The organism is Methylobacterium indicum (assembly GCF_017347565.1).
In the GTDB taxonomy this organism is placed as follows: Bacteria; Pseudomonadota; Alphaproteobacteria; order Rhizobiales; family Beijerinckiaceae; genus Methylobacterium; species Methylobacterium indicum.
Map to the genome: position 1 here is coordinate 2,038,071 of NZ_AP024145.1, position 16,644 is coordinate 2,054,714.

General features: G+C 70.3%; 18 protein-coding genes. 10 read left to right on the plus strand and 8 right to left on the minus strand.

The genetic code is table 11. From position 1 onward, the window contains the following. Window positions 1–10 precede the first annotated feature (10 nt). A complete protein-coding gene (locus miv_RS09475) occupies window positions 11–790 on the minus strand; it encodes a HesA/MoeB/ThiF family protein (RefSeq protein WP_207182398.1) in 780 nt (259 codons plus the stop codon). A 158-nt stretch (window positions 791–948) separates the two neighbouring features. Here miv_RS09475 and dapE point away from each other — a divergent pair, with 158 nt between their 5' ends. Together dapE and miv_RS09485 are read left to right on the plus strand one after the other, a co-directional pair. After that, window positions 949–2,148, plus strand: coding sequence for a succinyl-diaminopimelate desuccinylase (gene dapE / locus miv_RS09480; protein WP_207182400.1), 1,200 nt, complete (start codon window positions 949–951; stop codon window positions 2,146–2,148). A gap of 51 nt (window positions 2,149–2,199) precedes the next feature. Next, on the plus strand, window positions 2,200–2,772 hold the full coding sequence (locus miv_RS09485) for a hypothetical protein (RefSeq protein WP_207182402.1): 573 nt from the start codon (window positions 2,200–2,202) through the stop codon (window positions 2,770–2,772). A gap of 254 nt (window positions 2,773–3,026) precedes the next feature. Here miv_RS09485 and miv_RS09490 read toward each other — a convergent pair whose 3' ends face one another. Further along, window positions 3,027–3,956 carry a histone deacetylase family protein gene (locus miv_RS09490; protein WP_048428147.1) on the minus strand — a complete coding sequence of 310 codons (930 nt, stop codon included), beginning with the start codon at window positions 3,954–3,956 and terminating at the stop codon, window positions 3,027–3,029. A 196-nt stretch (window positions 3,957–4,152) separates the two neighbouring features. Here miv_RS09490 and miv_RS09495 point away from each other — a divergent pair, with 196 nt between their 5' ends. Together miv_RS09495 and miv_RS09500 are read left to right on the plus strand one after the other, a co-directional pair. After that, window positions 4,153–4,752 carry a L,D-transpeptidase gene (locus tag miv_RS09495; RefSeq protein WP_048428146.1) on the plus strand — a complete coding sequence of 200 codons (600 nt, stop codon included), beginning with the start codon at window positions 4,153–4,155 and terminating at the stop codon, window positions 4,750–4,752. A 248-nt stretch (window positions 4,753–5,000) separates the two neighbouring features. Next, complete coding sequence (locus miv_RS09500) at window positions 5,001–5,447, plus strand: hypothetical protein (RefSeq protein WP_048428145.1); 447 nt, start codon at window positions 5,001–5,003, stop codon at window positions 5,445–5,447. 77 nt (window positions 5,448–5,524) lie between these two features. Here the strand turns inward: miv_RS09500 and miv_RS09505 are convergent, their stop codons facing one another. Both miv_RS09505 and miv_RS09510 read right to left on the minus strand, forming a co-directional pair. Next, window positions 5,525–5,929 carry a type II toxin-antitoxin system VapC family toxin gene (locus tag miv_RS09505; protein ID WP_207182404.1) on the minus strand — a complete coding sequence of 135 codons (405 nt, stop codon included), beginning with the start codon at window positions 5,927–5,929 and terminating at the stop codon, window positions 5,525–5,527. Then, window positions 5,926–6,183, minus strand: coding sequence for an AbrB/MazE/SpoVT family DNA-binding domain-containing protein (locus miv_RS09510; protein ID WP_048428143.1), 258 nt, complete (start codon window positions 6,181–6,183; stop codon window positions 5,926–5,928). The genes miv_RS09505 and miv_RS09510 overlap by 4 nt, the downstream gene beginning before the upstream one ends. A gap of 259 nt (window positions 6,184–6,442) precedes the next feature. On the opposite strand from miv_RS09510, the gene miv_RS09515 reads away from it, so the two are divergent. From miv_RS09515 to miv_RS09525, 3 genes are all read left to right on the plus strand, one after another. After that, complete coding sequence (locus tag miv_RS09515; RefSeq protein WP_048428142.1) at window positions 6,443–6,889, plus strand: hypothetical protein; 447 nt, start codon at window positions 6,443–6,445, stop codon at window positions 6,887–6,889. Window positions 6,890–7,074: 185 nt separating this feature from the next. Continuing rightward, window positions 7,075–9,078 (plus strand): acetyl-CoA carboxylase biotin carboxylase subunit, encoded by a 2,004-nt coding sequence (locus miv_RS09520; protein ID WP_207182405.1) that lies wholly within the window; start codon window positions 7,075–7,077, stop codon window positions 9,076–9,078. 10 nt (window positions 9,079–9,088) lie between these two features. Next, window positions 9,089–9,505 carry a gamma-glutamylcyclotransferase family protein gene (locus miv_RS09525; RefSeq protein WP_048428162.1) on the plus strand — a complete coding sequence of 139 codons (417 nt, stop codon included), beginning with the start codon at window positions 9,089–9,091 and terminating at the stop codon, window positions 9,503–9,505. A gap of 49 nt (window positions 9,506–9,554) precedes the next feature. Here miv_RS09525 and hisI read toward each other — a convergent pair whose 3' ends face one another. Further along, window positions 9,555–9,977 carry a phosphoribosyl-AMP cyclohydrolase gene (gene hisI, locus miv_RS09530; RefSeq protein WP_425312967.1) on the minus strand — a complete coding sequence of 141 codons (423 nt, stop codon included), beginning with the start codon at window positions 9,975–9,977 and terminating at the stop codon, window positions 9,555–9,557. Continuing rightward, entirely contained in the window at window positions 9,974–10,633 is a 660-nt protein-coding gene (folE, locus tag miv_RS09535; protein ID WP_048428139.1) for a GTP cyclohydrolase I FolE, read from the minus strand. The genes hisI and folE overlap by 4 nt, the downstream gene beginning before the upstream one ends. A 275-nt stretch (window positions 10,634–10,908) precedes the next feature. Here folE and miv_RS09540 point away from each other — a divergent pair, with 275 nt between their 5' ends. From miv_RS09540 to thrS, 3 genes are all read left to right on the plus strand, one after another. Beyond that, window positions 10,909–11,355: an iron-sulfur cluster assembly scaffold protein gene (locus tag miv_RS09540; RefSeq protein ID WP_207182406.1), complete on the plus strand. Its 447-nt coding sequence runs from the start codon at window positions 10,909–10,911 to the stop codon at window positions 11,353–11,355. Then, window positions 11,352–11,666 carry a membrane protein insertion efficiency factor YidD gene (yidD, locus tag miv_RS09545; RefSeq protein WP_207182407.1) on the plus strand — a complete coding sequence of 105 codons (315 nt, stop codon included), beginning with the start codon at window positions 11,352–11,354 and terminating at the stop codon, window positions 11,664–11,666. The genes miv_RS09540 and yidD overlap by 4 nt, the downstream gene beginning before the upstream one ends. A 170-nt stretch (window positions 11,667–11,836) precedes the next feature. Then, window positions 11,837–13,849: a threonine--tRNA ligase gene (gene thrS / locus miv_RS09550; protein WP_207182408.1), complete on the plus strand. Its 2,013-nt coding sequence runs from the start codon at window positions 11,837–11,839 to the stop codon at window positions 13,847–13,849. A gap of 73 nt (window positions 13,850–13,922) precedes the next feature. On the opposite strand, the gene miv_RS09555 is transcribed toward thrS, so the two are convergent. Together miv_RS09555 and miv_RS09560 are read right to left on the minus strand one after the other, a co-directional pair. Then, window positions 13,923–15,482 carry a DHA2 family efflux MFS transporter permease subunit gene (locus miv_RS09555; protein ID WP_058618047.1) on the minus strand — a complete coding sequence of 520 codons (1,560 nt, stop codon included), beginning with the start codon at window positions 15,480–15,482 and terminating at the stop codon, window positions 13,923–13,925. Then, window positions 15,479–16,612 carry an HlyD family secretion protein gene (locus miv_RS09560; RefSeq protein WP_207182409.1) on the minus strand — a complete coding sequence of 378 codons (1,134 nt, stop codon included), beginning with the start codon at window positions 16,610–16,612 and terminating at the stop codon, window positions 15,479–15,481. The genes miv_RS09555 and miv_RS09560 overlap by 4 nt, the downstream gene beginning before the upstream one ends. Window positions 16,613–16,644: the final 32 nt, after the last annotated feature.

Sequence of the window (16,644 nt, forward strand, 5' to 3'; positions counted from 1 at the left end):
CCGGGCGGACCTACCGGTCCGTCCCGCTCAGCGGGTTGCCCGGGTCCCAGGCATAGGACAGGGTCTCGAAGCGTAGCGACCGGGCATCGACCATCAGCAGGCGCCCGACCAACGGCTCGCCGAAGCCCGCGACGGCGCGGATCACCTCCAGCGCCATCAGCGAGCCCATCAGGCCGGCGAGCGCGCCGAGCACCCCGGCCTCGGCGCAGGTCGGCACCGAGCCGGCGGGCGGCGGGCTCGGGAAGAGGCAGCGATAGGTCGGGTTCGGCCGGCCGTCGGCGCCGGTCTCGTGGGCCCGGATCGTGGTGAGCGAGCCGTCGAACTGGCCGAGCGCCGCGGTCACCAGCGGCCGGCGGGCGCGGTAGCAGGCATCCGAGACGGCGTAGCGGGTCGAAAAATTGTCCGAGCCGTCGGCGACGAGGTCGTAACCGGCGATCAGCCCCTCGGCATTCTCAGGGTTCAGCCGGGTGGCGTGGATCTCGACATGCACGTTCGGGTTGAGGCGCGCGATCGCCTCCGCCGCGCTCTCGACCTTCGGCCGGCCGATATCCGGCGTGCCGTGGATCACCTGGCGCTGGAGGTTCGAGAGCGAGACGGTGTCGTCGTCGACGATGCCGATCGTGCCGATGCCGGCGGCGGCCAGGTACTGGATCAGCGGCGCGCCGAGGCCGCCGGCCCCGATCACCAGCACGCGGGCGGCCTTGAGCCGGACCTGGCCGGGGCCGCCGACCTCCCGCAGCACGATGTGGCGGGCGTAGCGTTCGATCTCGTCGGGGCTGAGCGGGGTCATCCGGGTTGATTAAGCGAGAGGCCGGGCGCGGGGAAGGCCCTCGGGATGCACGGTTCCGTTGCGCAGTCGTCTTGTCAGGTTCTCTTGCCAGGTTCTCTTGCGCGGCGTTCGGCGCTACGGCTCGCGGCGACCGATCCTCGAGCCCGCGGACCCGCCCCGTGACCGACGCCCCATCCTCCGCCCATTCCCCGCTGGCCCTGGCCCAGGGGCTGATCCGCTGTCCCTCGGTGACGCCGCAGGAGGGCGGGGCGCTCGCCTACCTGGCCGAGATCCTGGCCGCGGCCGGATTCACGGTCGAGCGGCCGGTCTTCTCGGAGCCGGGCACGCCCAACATCGAGAACCTCTATGCCCGCCTCGGCGAGGGGCCGTGCCTGCTGTTTGCCGGCCATACCGACGTGGTGCCGCCGGGCGACGCCGCGGCCTGGCGCCACGACCCGTTCGCCGGCGCCATCGAGGGCGGCGAGCTGTTCGGCCGCGGCGCGGTCGACATGAAGGGCGGCATCGCCTGCATGCTGGCGGCGGTGCTGGCCTTCCTCGGCCGGCGCGGGCCGGATTTCGGCGGCGCCATCGCGTTCCTGATCACCGGTGACGAGGAGGGGCCGGCGGTGAACGGCACCGTCAAGCTCCTCGACTGGGCGCGGGCGCGGGGCGAGCGGTTCGCCCATTGCCTGCTCGGCGAGCCGACCAACCCCGACATGCTGGGCGAGATGATCAAGATCGGCCGGCGCGGCTCGCTGACGGCCAACCTCGTCGTTCACGGGGTCCAGGGCCACGTCGCCTATCCGCACCGGGCCGAGAACCCGATCCCCGGCCTCCTGCGCCTGGCCCAGGGGCTGCTGGCCGAGCCGCTCGATGCGGGAACCGCGCATTTCGACGCCTCGAACCTCGAATTCACCACGATGGATGTCGGCAATCCGGCGACCAACGTGATCCCGGCCGAGGCGCGGGCGACCTTCAACATCCGCTTCAACGACCTCTGGACGCCCGAAACCCTGGCCGCCGAGCTGGAGCGGCGCCTGGCCGCCGCCGCCGGCAACACGGTGCGCTACAGCCTCGATATCCGCCCGACCAACTCCGTCGCCTTCCTGACGCAGCCCGACGCCTTCGTGGAGCAGGTGGCGGACGCGATCGAGGCCGAGACCGGCCGCCGGCCCGCCCTCTCGACCACCGGCGGCACCTCGGATGCGCGCTTCATCAAGGATGCCTGCCCGGTGATCGAGTTCGGCCTCGTCGGGCGGACGATGCACCAGATCGACGAGCGGGTGGCGGTCGCCGACCTCGACCGGCTGGCGGCGATCGTCGGGCGCGTGCTCGACGCGTACTTTCCGCAGAATGCTGCGACGCAGCGTCAGGCTTGACCGATCTTAGACGAAAGTTGAATCTGGCGGCCTCGATCCCGGAGGTCGCCGATGTTCCTGAATGCCGACGATGTGGCCCGCTCGCTGCGCGGCACCGCCGGGCTGATGGGCCGACGGCCCGATGCCCTGCGCCATTTCGACATGAGCGAGCGCGGCTTCTGGCGCTCCTTCGGGGCCGTCTGGCTGACCGCCCCGGCCCTCACGGTGGCGCTCGCCCTGGAGCGCGGGACCGGCACGGCGCTCTTTCGGCTCGACCACGTCACCCTGGCGGCGATCGCCGGGATCGCCGCGGGCTTCCTCGCGGTGCCGCTCGCCATGATCGCGGTCCTGCGCCGTCTCGGCCGGACCCGGGTCTACGTGCCCTTCGTGGTCGTCACCAACTGGTGCCTGGCGGCGGGGCTGGTGGTGCTGACCCTGCCGGGCAGCCTGCTGCTCCTCGGTCTCGCCACGCCGGGTCTCGCGGAACTGTATGCCGCCGCCTTCGTGATGGTAGCGCTATGGCTGCACGGTCGCGCCGCCCGGGCGATCCTCGACCTGCCGGGGCCCGCCGCGGCGCTGGTCACGCTCGTGTGCTTCGGGCTTGTGGTGGGATTGGCCGGAGGGGTCCACGCGCTGCTGGTCTGAACCGGCGCCGAGCGGAGCGTGCCCGTCGGCACGATCCGGCCTATGGCCGTCCTCGGTATCCTCCCGGGCCCGTTTCAAGGGGGTTCGAAACTCCCGGCTGACGACGGCACGGGGGAGGGAGGAGCGGACGCTGCAGTCGATTCGCGACATTCGTGTTCGGGCGACCGGGATTCCGGTCCGTGGCGAGCCCCGGCTGTCGCGGTGCGTCGTCGAGACCGGGCCGATCCGACGGGCGGCGCGGATCGCCCCCGCTCTCACCGCCCCATCAGGGTCTCGACATGGGCGGCGACCGACTTCGACAGGCCGATGAGATCGTAGCCGCCTTCGAGCAGCGAGACGACCCGGCCGCCGCAGCGGCGGTCGGCGATCTCCATCACGGCCCGGGTCGCCCAGGCGAAGTCGGCCTCGGTGAGCTTCAGGTTGGCGAGAGGATCGCGCCAATGGGCGTCGAACCCGGCCGAGATCACGATCAGGTCGGGGCGGAACGCCTCGAGGCGCGGCAGCACGCCGTGGCTGAAGGCCTCCCGGAAGGTGTCGCCGTCGTCCCCCGCATGCAGCGCCACGTTGACGATGGTGTCGTGCTCGCCGCGCTCGGAGGGCGCGCCGGTGCCGGGAAACAGCGGCATCTGGTGGGTCGAGGCGTAGAGCACGCTCGGATCGTCCCAAAAGATGTCCTGCGAGCCGTTGCCGTGGTGGACGTCCCAATCGACCAGCGCCACCCGGGCGGCGCCGTGGTGCCGGCGCGCGTGGCGGGCCGCCACCGCGGCGGTGTTGAACAGGCAGAAGCCCATGGCGCGCTCGCGCTCGGCGTGGTGGCCGGGCGGGCGCATCGCCGCGAAGGCGTTGGCGACGCGGCCCTCCATCACCTCGTCGACCGCCCGCACCGCGGCCCCGAGCGCCCGGCGCGCCGCCTCCAGCGAGCCCGGGGACATCACGGTGTCGGAATCGATGCCGACCAGCCCCTCGTCCGGCGCCACGGCGGCGATGGCCGCGACGTAGTTCTCCGGGTGGGCGAGCCCCGCGACCGAGAGGTCGGCGAGCGGCGCCTGCTCGCGCACGAGAGCCGCGAAGCGCTCGTCCTCCAGGGCCCGCTCGATCACCCGGATGCGGTCGGCCCGCTCGGGGTGGCCCGGCGGCGTGTCGTGGTCGAGGGAAGCCGGATGGCAGAGATAGAGCGTCGTCATCGTGCCCGCTTCGCGCGTTCCCCCGGGCCGGTCGTGCGACGGCCCATCCCTGGGGAGCACCGTGGCAGGGCCATGGCCCCGACGCAACACACGGCCGGCATCGTGCACAGCGGCGCACCTCTCCGCTTCGCGCGCCAACGGCCACGCTTTACCGTCGAGGACGACCGATTCGCCTGCTCGACAAGGTTTTTCCCCGATGCGCCGCCCCCGCCCCGCCCTCGCGCTCGTTCTGACGGGGGCCCTCCTGGCGCTGCCGGGCTGCATGTATCGCGCCACGCCCGATCCCGAATTGTCGGCCCGGGACAAGGAGTGGATGGCGATGGTGCCGGAGCCCGAGGTCGACCGGCGCTTCGCCCGCTACATGATCGAGGATCCTACGGCCGAGGCCCCCGGCACCATCGTGGTCGAGACGAAGGAGCGCCAACTCTACTACGTCCTGCCCGACCGCAAGGCGATCCGCTACGGCGTCACCGTGGGCGACGAGGCCTATGGCTGGTCCGGCACGGCGCGGATCTTCCGCAAGGCCGCTTGGCCGGACTGGCACCCGCCGGCCGAGATGATCAAGCGCTGGCCCCACGTCCACGCGATGCAGGGCGGTCCCGCCAACCCTCTCGGCGCCCGCGCCCTCTACCTGGCGGACGGTACCGGCAAGGACACGCTCTACCGCATCCACGGCACCAACGAGCCGGAGCGGATCGGCCAGGCGGCCTCCTCCGGCTGCATCCGCATGCGCAACATCGACGTGGTCGACCTGTACAACCGGGTCGGCGCGGACGCGAAGGTGATCGTGCGGTAGGACGGCTCCTCTTGATCAGGCCTCGTATGGGGCCGCTTCCCGGCAGACGATCCGGTCTGCCGGGGACCATGCCGGATCGCAATCGCCCGTTCCTCGCAACGCTTTGGCAACGCCATCCCGTTGCCGGGCTTTAACCTGAACAAGGATTCAGATCCCGCCGTTAACCTGTCGAAGCCCTCCCGCCCCGCATAGTCCTTCTCACACAGGGACAAGCACCGGCACAACAAAGGCCGGGGAGGCATAGGCAGATGATCAACGCTTCGCTGCAACACTTCTGCAACCGTATCCTCGCGGCCGGCACCCTCGGCCTCGAGGACGTGCGCGAGCTCGGCCGGACCGTGCTGCCCGACGGGCTGACTTGCCGCGACGAGGCCGACATGCTGTTCGCCCTCGACCGGGCGGTCCCGGTGGCCGACGCTGCCTTCGCCGACTGGCTGGTCGCCGCGGTGGTCGATTTCGCGGTCTGGGGCGAGCGCCCGACCGGGCACATCGACGCCGATACCGCCCACTGGCTCGCCGCCTCGCTGGGCTGCGGCCGCGGGCCGACCGCGACCGGCGCCCGCATCGCCGTCGAGGTGGTGCGCGAGGCCGAGACCAACGACGCGGTGCTGATCGGCTTTGCCCTCAAGGCCAACCGGGCGCGGGCCGGGGGCGACGAGGCGGAGGAGATCCTGGCCTACGCCATTGCCGCGTGATGACGGGCTTTCGCCCTGCTGCGCTGCGTGACGACAGGCTTTCGCCCTTTCGCGCCGCGTGACGGCACAGGGCTGCGTCAGAGCCAGTTCTCGACCGACAGCCCGCCGATACGCCGAAACTCCGCCTCGTTCGCCGTCACGAGCGGAACCTCGAGCGCGAGCGCCTGAGCCGCGATGAGGAGATCGTTCGGTCCGATCGGCCGACCCGCAGCCTCGAGATCGGCGCGAATTCTTCCATAGATGACATCGGCGGGAGTCTCGAACGGAACCACGTCGATCGCTTCCAGCACGGCTTCGACCTGACGGAGAAGGCGAGCCGACCCCCGCTTCGCGCAGCCGTAGCGGAGTTCCGCGACCGAGACGATGCTCGTCGCGATGCCTTTGCTGCCGACCCGTGCGATCTGCCGGGCCACGGCACCGGACGGGTTGCGGATCAGATCGGAGAGGATGTTCGTATCGAGCAGGAAGCGCGGGCCGCTCATAGCGGATCATCGTCCAGGGGCGGCAGCGTCTTGTCGAAGTCCGGGAAATCCTCCTCGATCGGCTCCAGGGTCGCCAGGACCTCCAGAAGGTCCTTCTTGCCGATCGGCTCCAGGATGAGGCGGTCGCCATCGCGGCTGATGCGGACCCGGTCCCCGGGCAAGGCGAATTCGGCCGGGATGCGCACGGCCTGGCTGCGATTGTTGCGGAACAGCTTCACCTCCCGCGCCTGCGGTATCGGGGTCGGTCTCGCCATGCTGGCACCTCGAAATGGCATATGCCAAGCATATACCTCCCGCTCGTCGGCCTCCAGAGCTTTCGCGTGGGGTCATGCGACCCGCAGCTCCCGTCGATCCACCCGCGCAACGCTTTGGAAACGCCGTCCCGTTGCCGGGCTTTAACCTGAACAGGGATTCAGATCCCGCCGTTAACCTGTCGAAGCCCTCCCGCCCCGCATAGTCCTCCTCACACAGGGACAAGCACCGGCACAACAAAGGCCGGGGAGGCATAGGCAGATGATCAACGCTTCGCTGCAACACTTCTGCAACCGTATCCTCGCGGCCGGCACCCTCGGCCTGGAGGACGTGCGCGAGCTCGGCCGGACCGTACTGCCCGACGGGCTGACCTGCCGCGACGAGGCCGACATGCTGTTCGGTCTCGACCGGGCGGTCCCGGTGGCCGACGCCGCCTTCGCCGACTGGCTGGTCGCCGCGGTGGTCGATTTCGCGGTCTGGGGCGAGCGCCCGACCGGGCACATCGACGCCGATACCGCCCACTGGCTCGCCGCCTCGCTGGGCTGCGGCCGCGGGCCGACCGCGACCGGCGCCCGCATCGCCGTCGAGGTGGTGCGCGAGGCCGAGACCAACGACGCGGTGCTGATCGGCTTTGCCCTCAAGGCCAACCGGGCGCGGGCCGGGGGCGACGAGGCGGAGGAGATCCTGGCCTACGCCATTGCTGCATGAAGACGGACTCCGCCCTTCTGCGCCGCGTGACGACGGGCTTCGCCCTGCTGGGCCGCGTGAAGGGGTTCGCCCCTTTGGCCGAGAACAGCCGGCTTTGCGCCGCGCGCGCCATGCTTTAACGGGGATGAGCTTGGGTGTGATCCACCCCGGCCCGGCTTCTCCTCAAGGCTCGAGTGCGCGCTCCGATGTTCGACAAGATCCTGATCGCCAACCGCGGCGAGATTGCCTGCCGCATCATCAAGACGGCGCGCCGGATGGGGATCAAGACGGTGGCGGTCTATTCCGACGCCGACCGCGACGCGCTGCACGTCGCCATGGCCGACGAGGCGGTGCATATCGGCCCGGCCGCCGCGGCGCAGTCCTACCTCGTCATCGACAAGATCGTGGAGGCCTGCAAGCAGACCGGCGCGCAGGCGGTGCATCCCGGCTACGGCTTCCTCTCCGAGCGCGAGGCCTTCCCGAAGGCGCTCGAAGCCGCCGGCATCGTGTTCATCGGCCCCAACCCGGGCGCCATCGCCGCCATGGGCGACAAGATCGAATCGAAGAAGGCGGCCTCCGCGGCCCAGGTCTCGACCGTGCCGGGCTTCCTCGGTGTGATCGAGAGCCCGGAGCACGCCGTCACCATCGCCGACGAGATCGGCTATCCGGTCATGATCAAGGCCTCGGCCGGCGGCGGCGGCAAGGGCATGCGCATCGCGCATTCGGCGGATGAAGTCGCGGAGGGCTTTGCCCGCGCCCGCTCCGAGGCCGCCTCGTCCTTCGGCGACGACCGGGTCTTCGTGGAAAAGTTCATCACCGACCCGCGCCACATCGAGATCCAGGTCATCGGCGACAAGCACGGCAACGTCGTCTATCTCGGCGAGCGCGAGTGCTCGATCCAGCGCCGCAACCAGAAGGTCATCGAGGAGGCGCCCTCGCCGCTCATCGACGAGGCCACCCGCCGCAAGATGGGCGAGCAGGCCGTGGCGCTGGCCAAGGCGGTGAGCTACGATTCCGCCGGCACCGTCGAGTTCGTCGCCGGCCAGGACAAGTCGTTCTACTTCCTCGAGATGAACACCCGGCTCCAGGTCGAGCACCCGGTGACCGAGATGATCACCGGCCTCGACCTCGTCGAGCTGATGATCCGGGTCGCCGCCGGCGAGACGCTGCCGGTCACCCAGAACGACGTGAAGCTCAACGGCTGGGCGGTGGAGAGCCGGGTCTACGCCGAGGATCCGACCCGCAACTTCCTGCCCTCGATCGGCCGGCTCACCACCTACCGGCCGCCGGAGGAGGGCGAGTTCGGCGAGGCGATCGTGCGCAACGACACCGGCGTCGAGGAGGGGAGCGAGATCGCGATCCACTACGACCCGATGATCGCCAAGCTCGTCACCTGGGCGCCGACCCGCGCCGAGGCGATTGCTTCGCAGGCCCAGGCCCTCGACGCCTTCGCGATCGACGGCATCCGCCACAACATCCCGTTCCTCTCGGCGCTGATGCACCATCCGCGCTGGCAGGAGGGCCGGCTCTCCACCGGCTTCATCGCCGAGGAGTTTCCGAACGGGTTCGAGGCCCCGAGGCCCGAGGGCGAGGTGGCGCGCCGGATGGCGGCGGTGGCGGCTGCGATCGACCACCTGCAGAACGAGCGCAAGCGCGGCATCTCGGGCCAGATGCGCGAGCCCTACCTGCTGCGCTTCGAGCATGAGCGGGTGGTGATGCTCGGCGACCAGCGCTTCGAGGCGATCGTCGAGACCACCAACGACGGGGTCTCGGTCGCCTTCGCCGACGGGACCGAGTGGCAGGTCGACAGCGACTGGCTGCCGGGCGAGCCGGTCTGGACCGGCCTGATCGACGGCGAGATGGCGGCGGTCCAGGTCCGGTCCCTCCTGAACGGCGTGCTGCTGCACCACGCGGGCGCTGCCGCCGAGGCCCGAGTCTATACCAAGCGCGAGGCGGAACTCGCCGCCCTGATGCCGGTCAAGGAGGTCGGCGGCTCGGGCAAGCAGCTGCTCTGCCCGATGCCGGGGCTGGTGAAGAGCATCATGGTCATCCCCGGCCAGGAGGTGAAGGCCGGCGAGCCGCTGGCGATCGTCGAGGCGATGAAGATGGAGAACGTGCTGCGCGCCGAGCGCGACGGCACCGTCCAGACCATCCAGGCCAAGGAAGGCGACAGCCTCGCGGTCGACGCGGTGATCCTCGAATTCGCCTGACCGGTTGGTCGTGCCGCTCTACTTCGCCTACGGCTCCAACATGGACCGGGCCGCGATGGCCCGGCGCTGCCCCGCCTCGCGGGTGCTCGGCCTCGGCCGGCTCAACCGCCACCGCCTGGTCATCATGCGCGAGGGCTACGCCTCGGTGGAGCGCTGGCCCTCGGGCACGGTCTGGGGCGTGCTGTGGGATCTGGCGCTCAGCGACGTGCCCGCCCTCGACCGCTACGAGGGCGTGGCGAGCGGGCTCTACGTCAAGGCGCAGCAGCCGGTCTCGACCGAGGGCGGGGTGCGGCGGGCACTGGTCTATCTCGGGCGCGGCAATGGCGGCGTGCCGCGACCGGGCTACCTCGAGGGCGTGATCGCGGCGGGCCGGGAGAACGGGTTGCCGGAGATCTATCTGAAGGGCCTGGCGGCGCTGAAGCGGTGAGCGCCAAAAACCCTCCCCCCTCTGCGGGGGAGGGTTGAGCCGCAGTGCCCTACGAGGCGCGGGGAGCCAGCGTCACCGCCCCGCTTTCGGGATTGTAGCTCACGCCGCGATAGAAGCAGGACCGCCGCCCGGTATGGCAGCACCCGCCATCGCCGCCGACGCGCACCCGCAGCAAGAGCGCGTCCTGGTCGCAATCGACCCGCATCTCGACCAGCGTCTGGATCTGCCCGCTGGTGGCGCCCTTGTGCCAGAGCTCCCCGCGCGAGCGCGACCAGTACCAGGCTTCGCCGGTGGCGAGCGTGCGCGCCAGCGACTCGGCGTTCATGTGGGCGAGCATCAGCATCTCGCCGGTATCGGCATCGACCGCGACCGCAGTGATCAGGCCGTCCGGGCCGAAACGCGGCGTGAAGGTCTCGCCTTCTTCCAGCTCGCGCTTGGAGCCGGGCGGGGCGAAGGTGGGGAGCAGGGTCATCGCCGGTCGCGCACGAGGGTGAGGAAGCGGACCTGTTCGGTCGGGTCCTGCTTGAAGACGCCGGTGAACTGGGTGGTGATGGTCGAGACGCCGGATTTCTGCACGCCGCGCATCGCCATGCACAGGTGCTCGGCCTCCACCATCACGGCGACGCCGCGGGGATGCAGCACCGAATCGATGACGTCGGCGATCTGGGCGGTCATCGTCTCCTGGGTCTGGAGGCGGCGCGCGAAGGTGTCGACCACCCGGGCGAGCTTGGACAGGCCGACGACGCCGCGGCGGGGATAGTAGGCGATGTGGGCGTGCCCCATGAACGGCACCATGTGGTGCTCGCAATGGGAGTGGAACGGGATGTCGCGCACCAGCACGATGTCGGAATAGCCCTCGACCTCCTCGAACACCCGGTCGAGGATGGCGTCGGCGTCCTGGCGGTAGCCGCCGAAGATCTGCTCGTAGGCCTTCACCACGCGCTTGGGCGTCTCGATCAGGCCCTCGCGGTCCGGGTCGTCGCCGGCCCAGCGCAGCAGGGTGCGCACGGCGGCCTCGGCCTCCTGGCGGGTCGGCCGCTCGGTGACCGGCGCCGGCCGGGGGGCGTCGCTGCGCTTGTCGGCCGCCTCCGGGGCCCGGACCGACAAGGACTTCAGCACCGCGTCCATCACGCCTCCAAGATCGTGGGCAAGATCGTGTCGACCCGAAAATCCGGCTCGTCGGGGTCGTCCTGCCGTCGCGTCATTCGCACCGCGACCCGGCCGCGTCTCGCGGAACCGGGCATCGCCGCCTATATCACGGGTCCGGCTCGGCCGCGCAATGCGCCGGGGGCGCGGCAGGTCCTTGCGCCCCGATGCATCCGCCCGTCAAGCCAAAGTCGGACCCGTCCGGTCAAGCCCGATTCGTCAGTCCGGTGGCCCCTCTCGCCCAAAGTACGACTGCCATGCTCGACGACATCTACAACGCCCGCATCCTTGCCCTCGCGGCGGACATCCCCCGCCTCGGCCGGTTGCCGGCGCCGGGAGCGAGCGCGTCCAAGCATTCGAAGCTGTGCGGCTCGACCGTGACCGTCGACCTCGCCACCGAGGGCGATACGGTCACCGACTTCGCCCACGACGTGAAGGCCTGCGCGCTCGGCCAGGCCGCCTCCTCGCTGATGGCCCGCCATGCCGTCGGGGCGAGCGCCGACGAGCTGCGCGCGTTGCGCGAGACCGTGCGGCGGATGCTCAAGGAGGGCGGACCGGCGCCCGAGGGCAAGTTCGCCGACTTCGCCGTGCTGGAGCCGGTGCGGGACTTCAAGGCCCGCCACGCCTCGACGCTGCTCACCTTCGACGCCGTGGTCGATGCGCTCGACCAGATCGCCGCCGGGAAAGAGGCGGTGCCGGCGTGAGCCCGGCCCGCCGCGCGGCCCACCTCGCCATCCGCGGCTACCAGCTCTCGCTGTCGGGCCTCGTCGGGCGCCAGTGCCGGCACTGGCCGTCCTGCTCGGCCTACACCGACGAGGCGATCCAGCGCCACGGCCTGTGGGCCGGCGGCTGGATGGGGTTCGCCCGGATCTGCCGCTGCGGCCCGCTCGGCACCCACGGCATCGACCTCGTGCCCGAGACGCTCCCGCCCGGAGCCTGGCACCGCCCCTGGGCCTATGCCCGCTGGCGCGGGGTCAACGCCCCGCCGCCGATCTGCGAGAGCGTCGAGGGCTAACGGTAGCCAGGGGCGCGAAGGCGCGGAACTGTGTCTGACATGTCCCGTCATCGCTGGTATAGGGCGCCGGTCCGGTGCGCGGCCGAATCGAGCCCGCCGGACTTCGTGTCCACCCCCCGGCTTACCTGCACCGTGCGCAGGAGTGAGCCCCGAGGAGCCCTTTGAAGACCATGCCGATCCTGACATTCCCCGATGGCGCCACCCGTTCGTTCGACGGCGCCGTCACCGGCCGCGCCGTCGTCGAGGGCATCGCCAAGTCGCTCGCCAAGCGCACCGTCGCGATGGCCCTCGACGGGACCGTCCGCGACCTCGACGACACGATCGCCCAGGATGCCCGCATCGAATTTCTCGACCGCACCGACCCGCGGGCGCTCGAGCTGATCCGTCACGATTGCGCCCACGTGCTGGCGGAGGCCGTGCAGTCGCTGTGGCCGGAGACGCAGGTCACGATCGGCCCGGTGATCGAGAACGGCTTCTACTACGACTTCCACCGCGAGACCCCGTTCTCGCCGGACGATTTCCCGGCGATCGAGGCGCGGATGCGCGAGATCATCGCCCGCGACGCCCCCTTCACCAAGGAGGTCTGGGCCCGCGACGACGTGCGCACGCTGTTCGAGCAGAAGGGCGAAAACTTCAAGGTCGAGCTCGTCGACGCGATCCCGCCGGGCGAGGACCTGCGGATCTACCGCCAGGGCGAGTGGTTCGACCTCTGCCGCGGCCCGCACATGACCTCGACCGCCAAGATCGGCAGCGCCTTCAAGCTGATGAAGGTGGCGGGCGCCTATTGGCGCGGCGATTCGACGAAGCCGATGCTGAGCCGGATCTACGGCACGGCCTGGGCCAACCAGGCGGACCTCGACGCCTACCTGAACCGCCTGGCCGAGGCCGAGCGCCGCGACCACCGCAAGCTCGGCCGCGAGATGGACCTCTTCCACTTCCAGGAGGAGGGGCCGGGCGTGGTGTTCTGGCATCCGAAGGGCTGGACCCTGTTCCAGTCGCTGATCGCCTATATGCGCCGGCGCCTGAAGGGCGACTATGCCGAGGTGAACGCGCCGCAGATCCTCGACAAGGCGCTGTGGGAGACCTCCGGCCACTGGGACTGGTACCGGGAGAACATGTTCGTCACGAAGACCGAGGACGACCGCGTCTTCGCGATCAAGCCGATGAACTGCCCCGGCCACGTCCAGATCTTCAAGCACGGGCTCAAGTCGTACCGCGACCTGCCGCTGCGCATGGCCGAGTTCGGCGCGGTCTCGCGCTACGAGCCCTCGGGCGCGCTGCACGGGCTGATGCGGGTGCGCGCCTTCACGCAGGACGACGCCCACGTCTTCTGCACCGAGGATCAGCTCGCCGCCGAGTGCTTGAAGATCAACGACCTGATCCTCTCCACCTACGCCGATTTCGGCTTCGACGAGATCGTGGTGAAGCTCTCGACCCGGCCGGAGAAGCGCGTCGGCTCGGACGCCCTGTGGGACCACGCCGAGGAGGTGATGACCCGGGTGCTCGCCCAGATCGAGGAGCAGTCCGGCGGCCGGATCAAGACCGCGATCAACCCAGGGGAGGGCGCCTTCTACGGGCCCAAATTCGAGTACGTGCTGCGCGACGCCATCGGCCGCGACTGGCAATGCGGCACGACGCAGGTCGACTTCAACCTGCCGGAGCGGTTCGGCGCCTTCTTCGTCGATGCCGACGGGCAGAAGAAGACCCCGGTCATGGTCCACCGGGCGATCTGCGGCTCGATGGAGCGCTTCACCGGCATCCTGATCGAGCATTTCGCCGGCCACTTCCCGCTCTGGCTGGCGCCGCTCCAGGTGGTCGTCGCGACGATCACCGGCGAGGCCGACCCCTATGCCCGCGAGGTGTTGAGGGCGGCGGATGCGGCGGGCCTGCGGGCCGAGGCCGATCTTCGCAACGAGAAGATCAACTACAAGGTCCGCGAGCATTCCCACGCCAAGGTGCCGGTGATGCTGGTCGTCGGCCGCAAGGAGGGCGAGGAGCGCACCGTCTCGATCCGCCGCCTGGGCAGCCCGCAGAGCCGCACCCTGCCGCTCGACCAGGCGCTGGCCGAACTCGTCGCCGAGGCGAGTTTTCCGGATTTGCGCCGGGTGCAGGCCGTCGCCGACAGCGTGCCGAGCGAGGGCGTGGCGCTCGACGGGCAGCACGGGGAAACGCCGGTGCCGTAGCGCGCCCTCGGAACCCTCCCCCCTCTTCGGGGGAGGGTTCACGCGCGCGGAGTGGCGCGTGATATCGACTTCCTCAATGCGCCTCGACCGGCCCCGATACCTTCGGCGGCTTCTTCAGCACCGCCACCACCGCGAGGCTCAGAACCAGGCTCACCCCGACGAGCCAGAACCCGTCCGCATAGGCCATGACATAGGCCTCGCGCCGCACCTGTTGCGCCAGCATGCCCACCGCCGCCGCCTTGGCGGCGAGCGGGTCGGCGATGTGGCCGTGCAGGCCGGCCGCCAGGGTCGCGAGCCGCGCCTGCGTCCGGGTGGCGTTGACGGTGATCGCCTCGGCCAGCACCGAGAAGTGCATGTGCTCGCGCCGGTCGATCATCGTCGACAGCATGGCGATGCCGATCGAGCCGCCGAGGTTGCGCATCATGTTGGAGAGCGCCGAGGCGTCCGCGGTGTCGCGCGGCGCCAGCCCCGCGGTCGAGAGCTGGGACAGCGGGATGGTGAAGAGCGGCTGGCCGATGGCGCGCATCAGCTGCGGCAGGATCAGCTGGTCGGCGCCGACATCGTGGGTGAGACCCACGTTGATCCAGCAGCTCGCGATGAAGAACAGCGTCCCGGTGATGACGAGGAGCCGCGCGTCGACCGCCCGCATGATCAGCGGCATCATCGGGAACAGCACGAGCTGCGGCAGGCCCGACCACATCACCACGTAGCCGATCTGCTGGGCGTTGTAGCCCTGGATCTGGGCGCAATAGACCGGGATGATGTAGATCGACCCGAACGAGACCGCGCCCAGCACCGTCATCAGCACGCAGGCGCCGCCGACCGAGCGGTTGGCCAGCACCCTGAGGTTGATGAAGGGCCGCGCGGCGGTCAGTTCGCGGATGACGAAGCCGGAGATGCCGAGAACCGCCAGCAGGCTCGCCTTGACGATGATCGGCGAGCCGAACCAGTCCTTGCGCTGGCCTTCCTCCAGCACGAAGGTCAGGGCCGGCAGCCCGGTCGCCATCAGGCCGATGCCGATCCAGTCGCCCTTCAGGAGCTCGCCCCAACGCGCCGGCACCGATTCGAAGGCGCCGAGCTGGATCGCGGCGGCGAGCGGCCCGAAGATCAGGTTCAGGTAGAAGATGTAGTGCCAGGACAGGTTGTCGGTGAGCCAGCCGCCGACCGTCGGGCCGATGGCCGGCGCGAAGGTGGCGGTGAGGCCGAACAGCGCGATGCCGACCGGCTGCTGGCTCTTCGGCAGGCGGGTGCGCACGATGACGATCGCGGTCGGGATCAGCACCCCGCCGGTGAAGCCCTGGCCGGCGCGAAAAAAAATCATCTGGCTCAACGACGTCGAGAGCGCGCAGGCGAGCGAGAAGCCGGTGAACAGGATGGTGTTGACTGCGAGGTAGCGGCGCAGGCCGATCACCGAGGAGAGCCAGCCGGTGAGCGGGATCACGATGATCTCGGCCATCAGGTAGGCGGTCGAGATCCAGCTGCCCTCTTCCGTCGAGGCGCCGAGCGCGCCCTGGATGTCGGAGAGCGAGGCGTTGGTGATCTGGATGTCGAGGATCGCCGTGAAGGCGCCGAGGATCGCCCCGAACACCGCGAGCCAGTCGCGCCCGCTGGCCTTGACCGCGGGGGCGCTCATCGCGGCAGCGCCTCGCTGACGAGCGCGGCGGCCGGGCGGTCCACCGGGGCGGGCTCGACCCGGCCGTGGGTATGCACGGTCGCCTCGACCGAGAGACCCGGGCGCAGGCGGGGCAGCAGGGGATCATCGGCGTCGAGCGCGATGCGCACGGGCACGCGCTGCACCACCTTGGTGAAATTGCCGGTGGCGTTCTCCGGGGGCAGCAGGGCGAATTGCGCGCCGGTGCCGGGCGAAAAACTCTCGATCCGGCCGCCGAATTCGTGCTCGCCCAGCGCATCGACCGTGAAGGTGACCGGCTGGCCCTCGATCATGCGGCCGGTCTGGGTCTCCTTGAAGTTCGCCACCAGGTAGATGTCCCGGCCCATCGGCACCACGGTGAGGAGCCCGGTACCGGCCGAGACGAACTGCCCGACCCGCAGCGAGCGGTCGCCGACCGTGCCGTCGATCGGGGCGGTCACGGTCGTGTAGCTGAGATTGAGCCGGGCCTGCTCGACCTTGGCCTGCGCGCCCTCCAGGGTGGCGCGGGCGCTGGCCTCCAGGGCGCGCAGGCTCTCGACCTGCTTCTTCGAGGCTTGCAGCGAGGCCACCGCCTTGTCGCGCGCCGCCCGCTTCTGGCGCAGGTCCGCATCGGCCTGCTGCTGGCGCTGCACCGTGCCGGAGCCGGTCTGGAGCAGGTTCTTGTAGCGGTCGTACTCCTTGGTCGAGAAATCGAGCCCGGCCTCGGTGTTCTCGATCTCGGCCTTGGCGGATTCGACCTGGGCCTGGGCCTGGGTGATCGCCGCCGCGGTCCCGAGGATCTGGGCCCGGGCCTTCTCGACCTCGGCCTCGGACTGCTTCAACGCTACCCGGTACTCGCGGTCGTCGAGGCGGGCCAGGATCGCGCCGGCCTTCACCGCCTGGTTGTCGCCGACGAGCACCGCGGCGACGGTGCCGGCGATGCGGGGCGCGACCGTGACCTTGTCGGCCTGGAGGTAGGCATCCTCCGTCGTCTCGAGGAAGCGCCCGATCGTCCACCAGTGCCAGCCATAGCTGCCGCCGCCGCCCAGGGCCGCGAGAAGGACGAGGCCGAGGACGAGCCGTCCCTTGCGCCGCTTGGAGGGCGCCGGGGAGGGCGCGGGATCATGCTGCATGGCGGCTGGCCGTTAATGAAACGATACGGTAT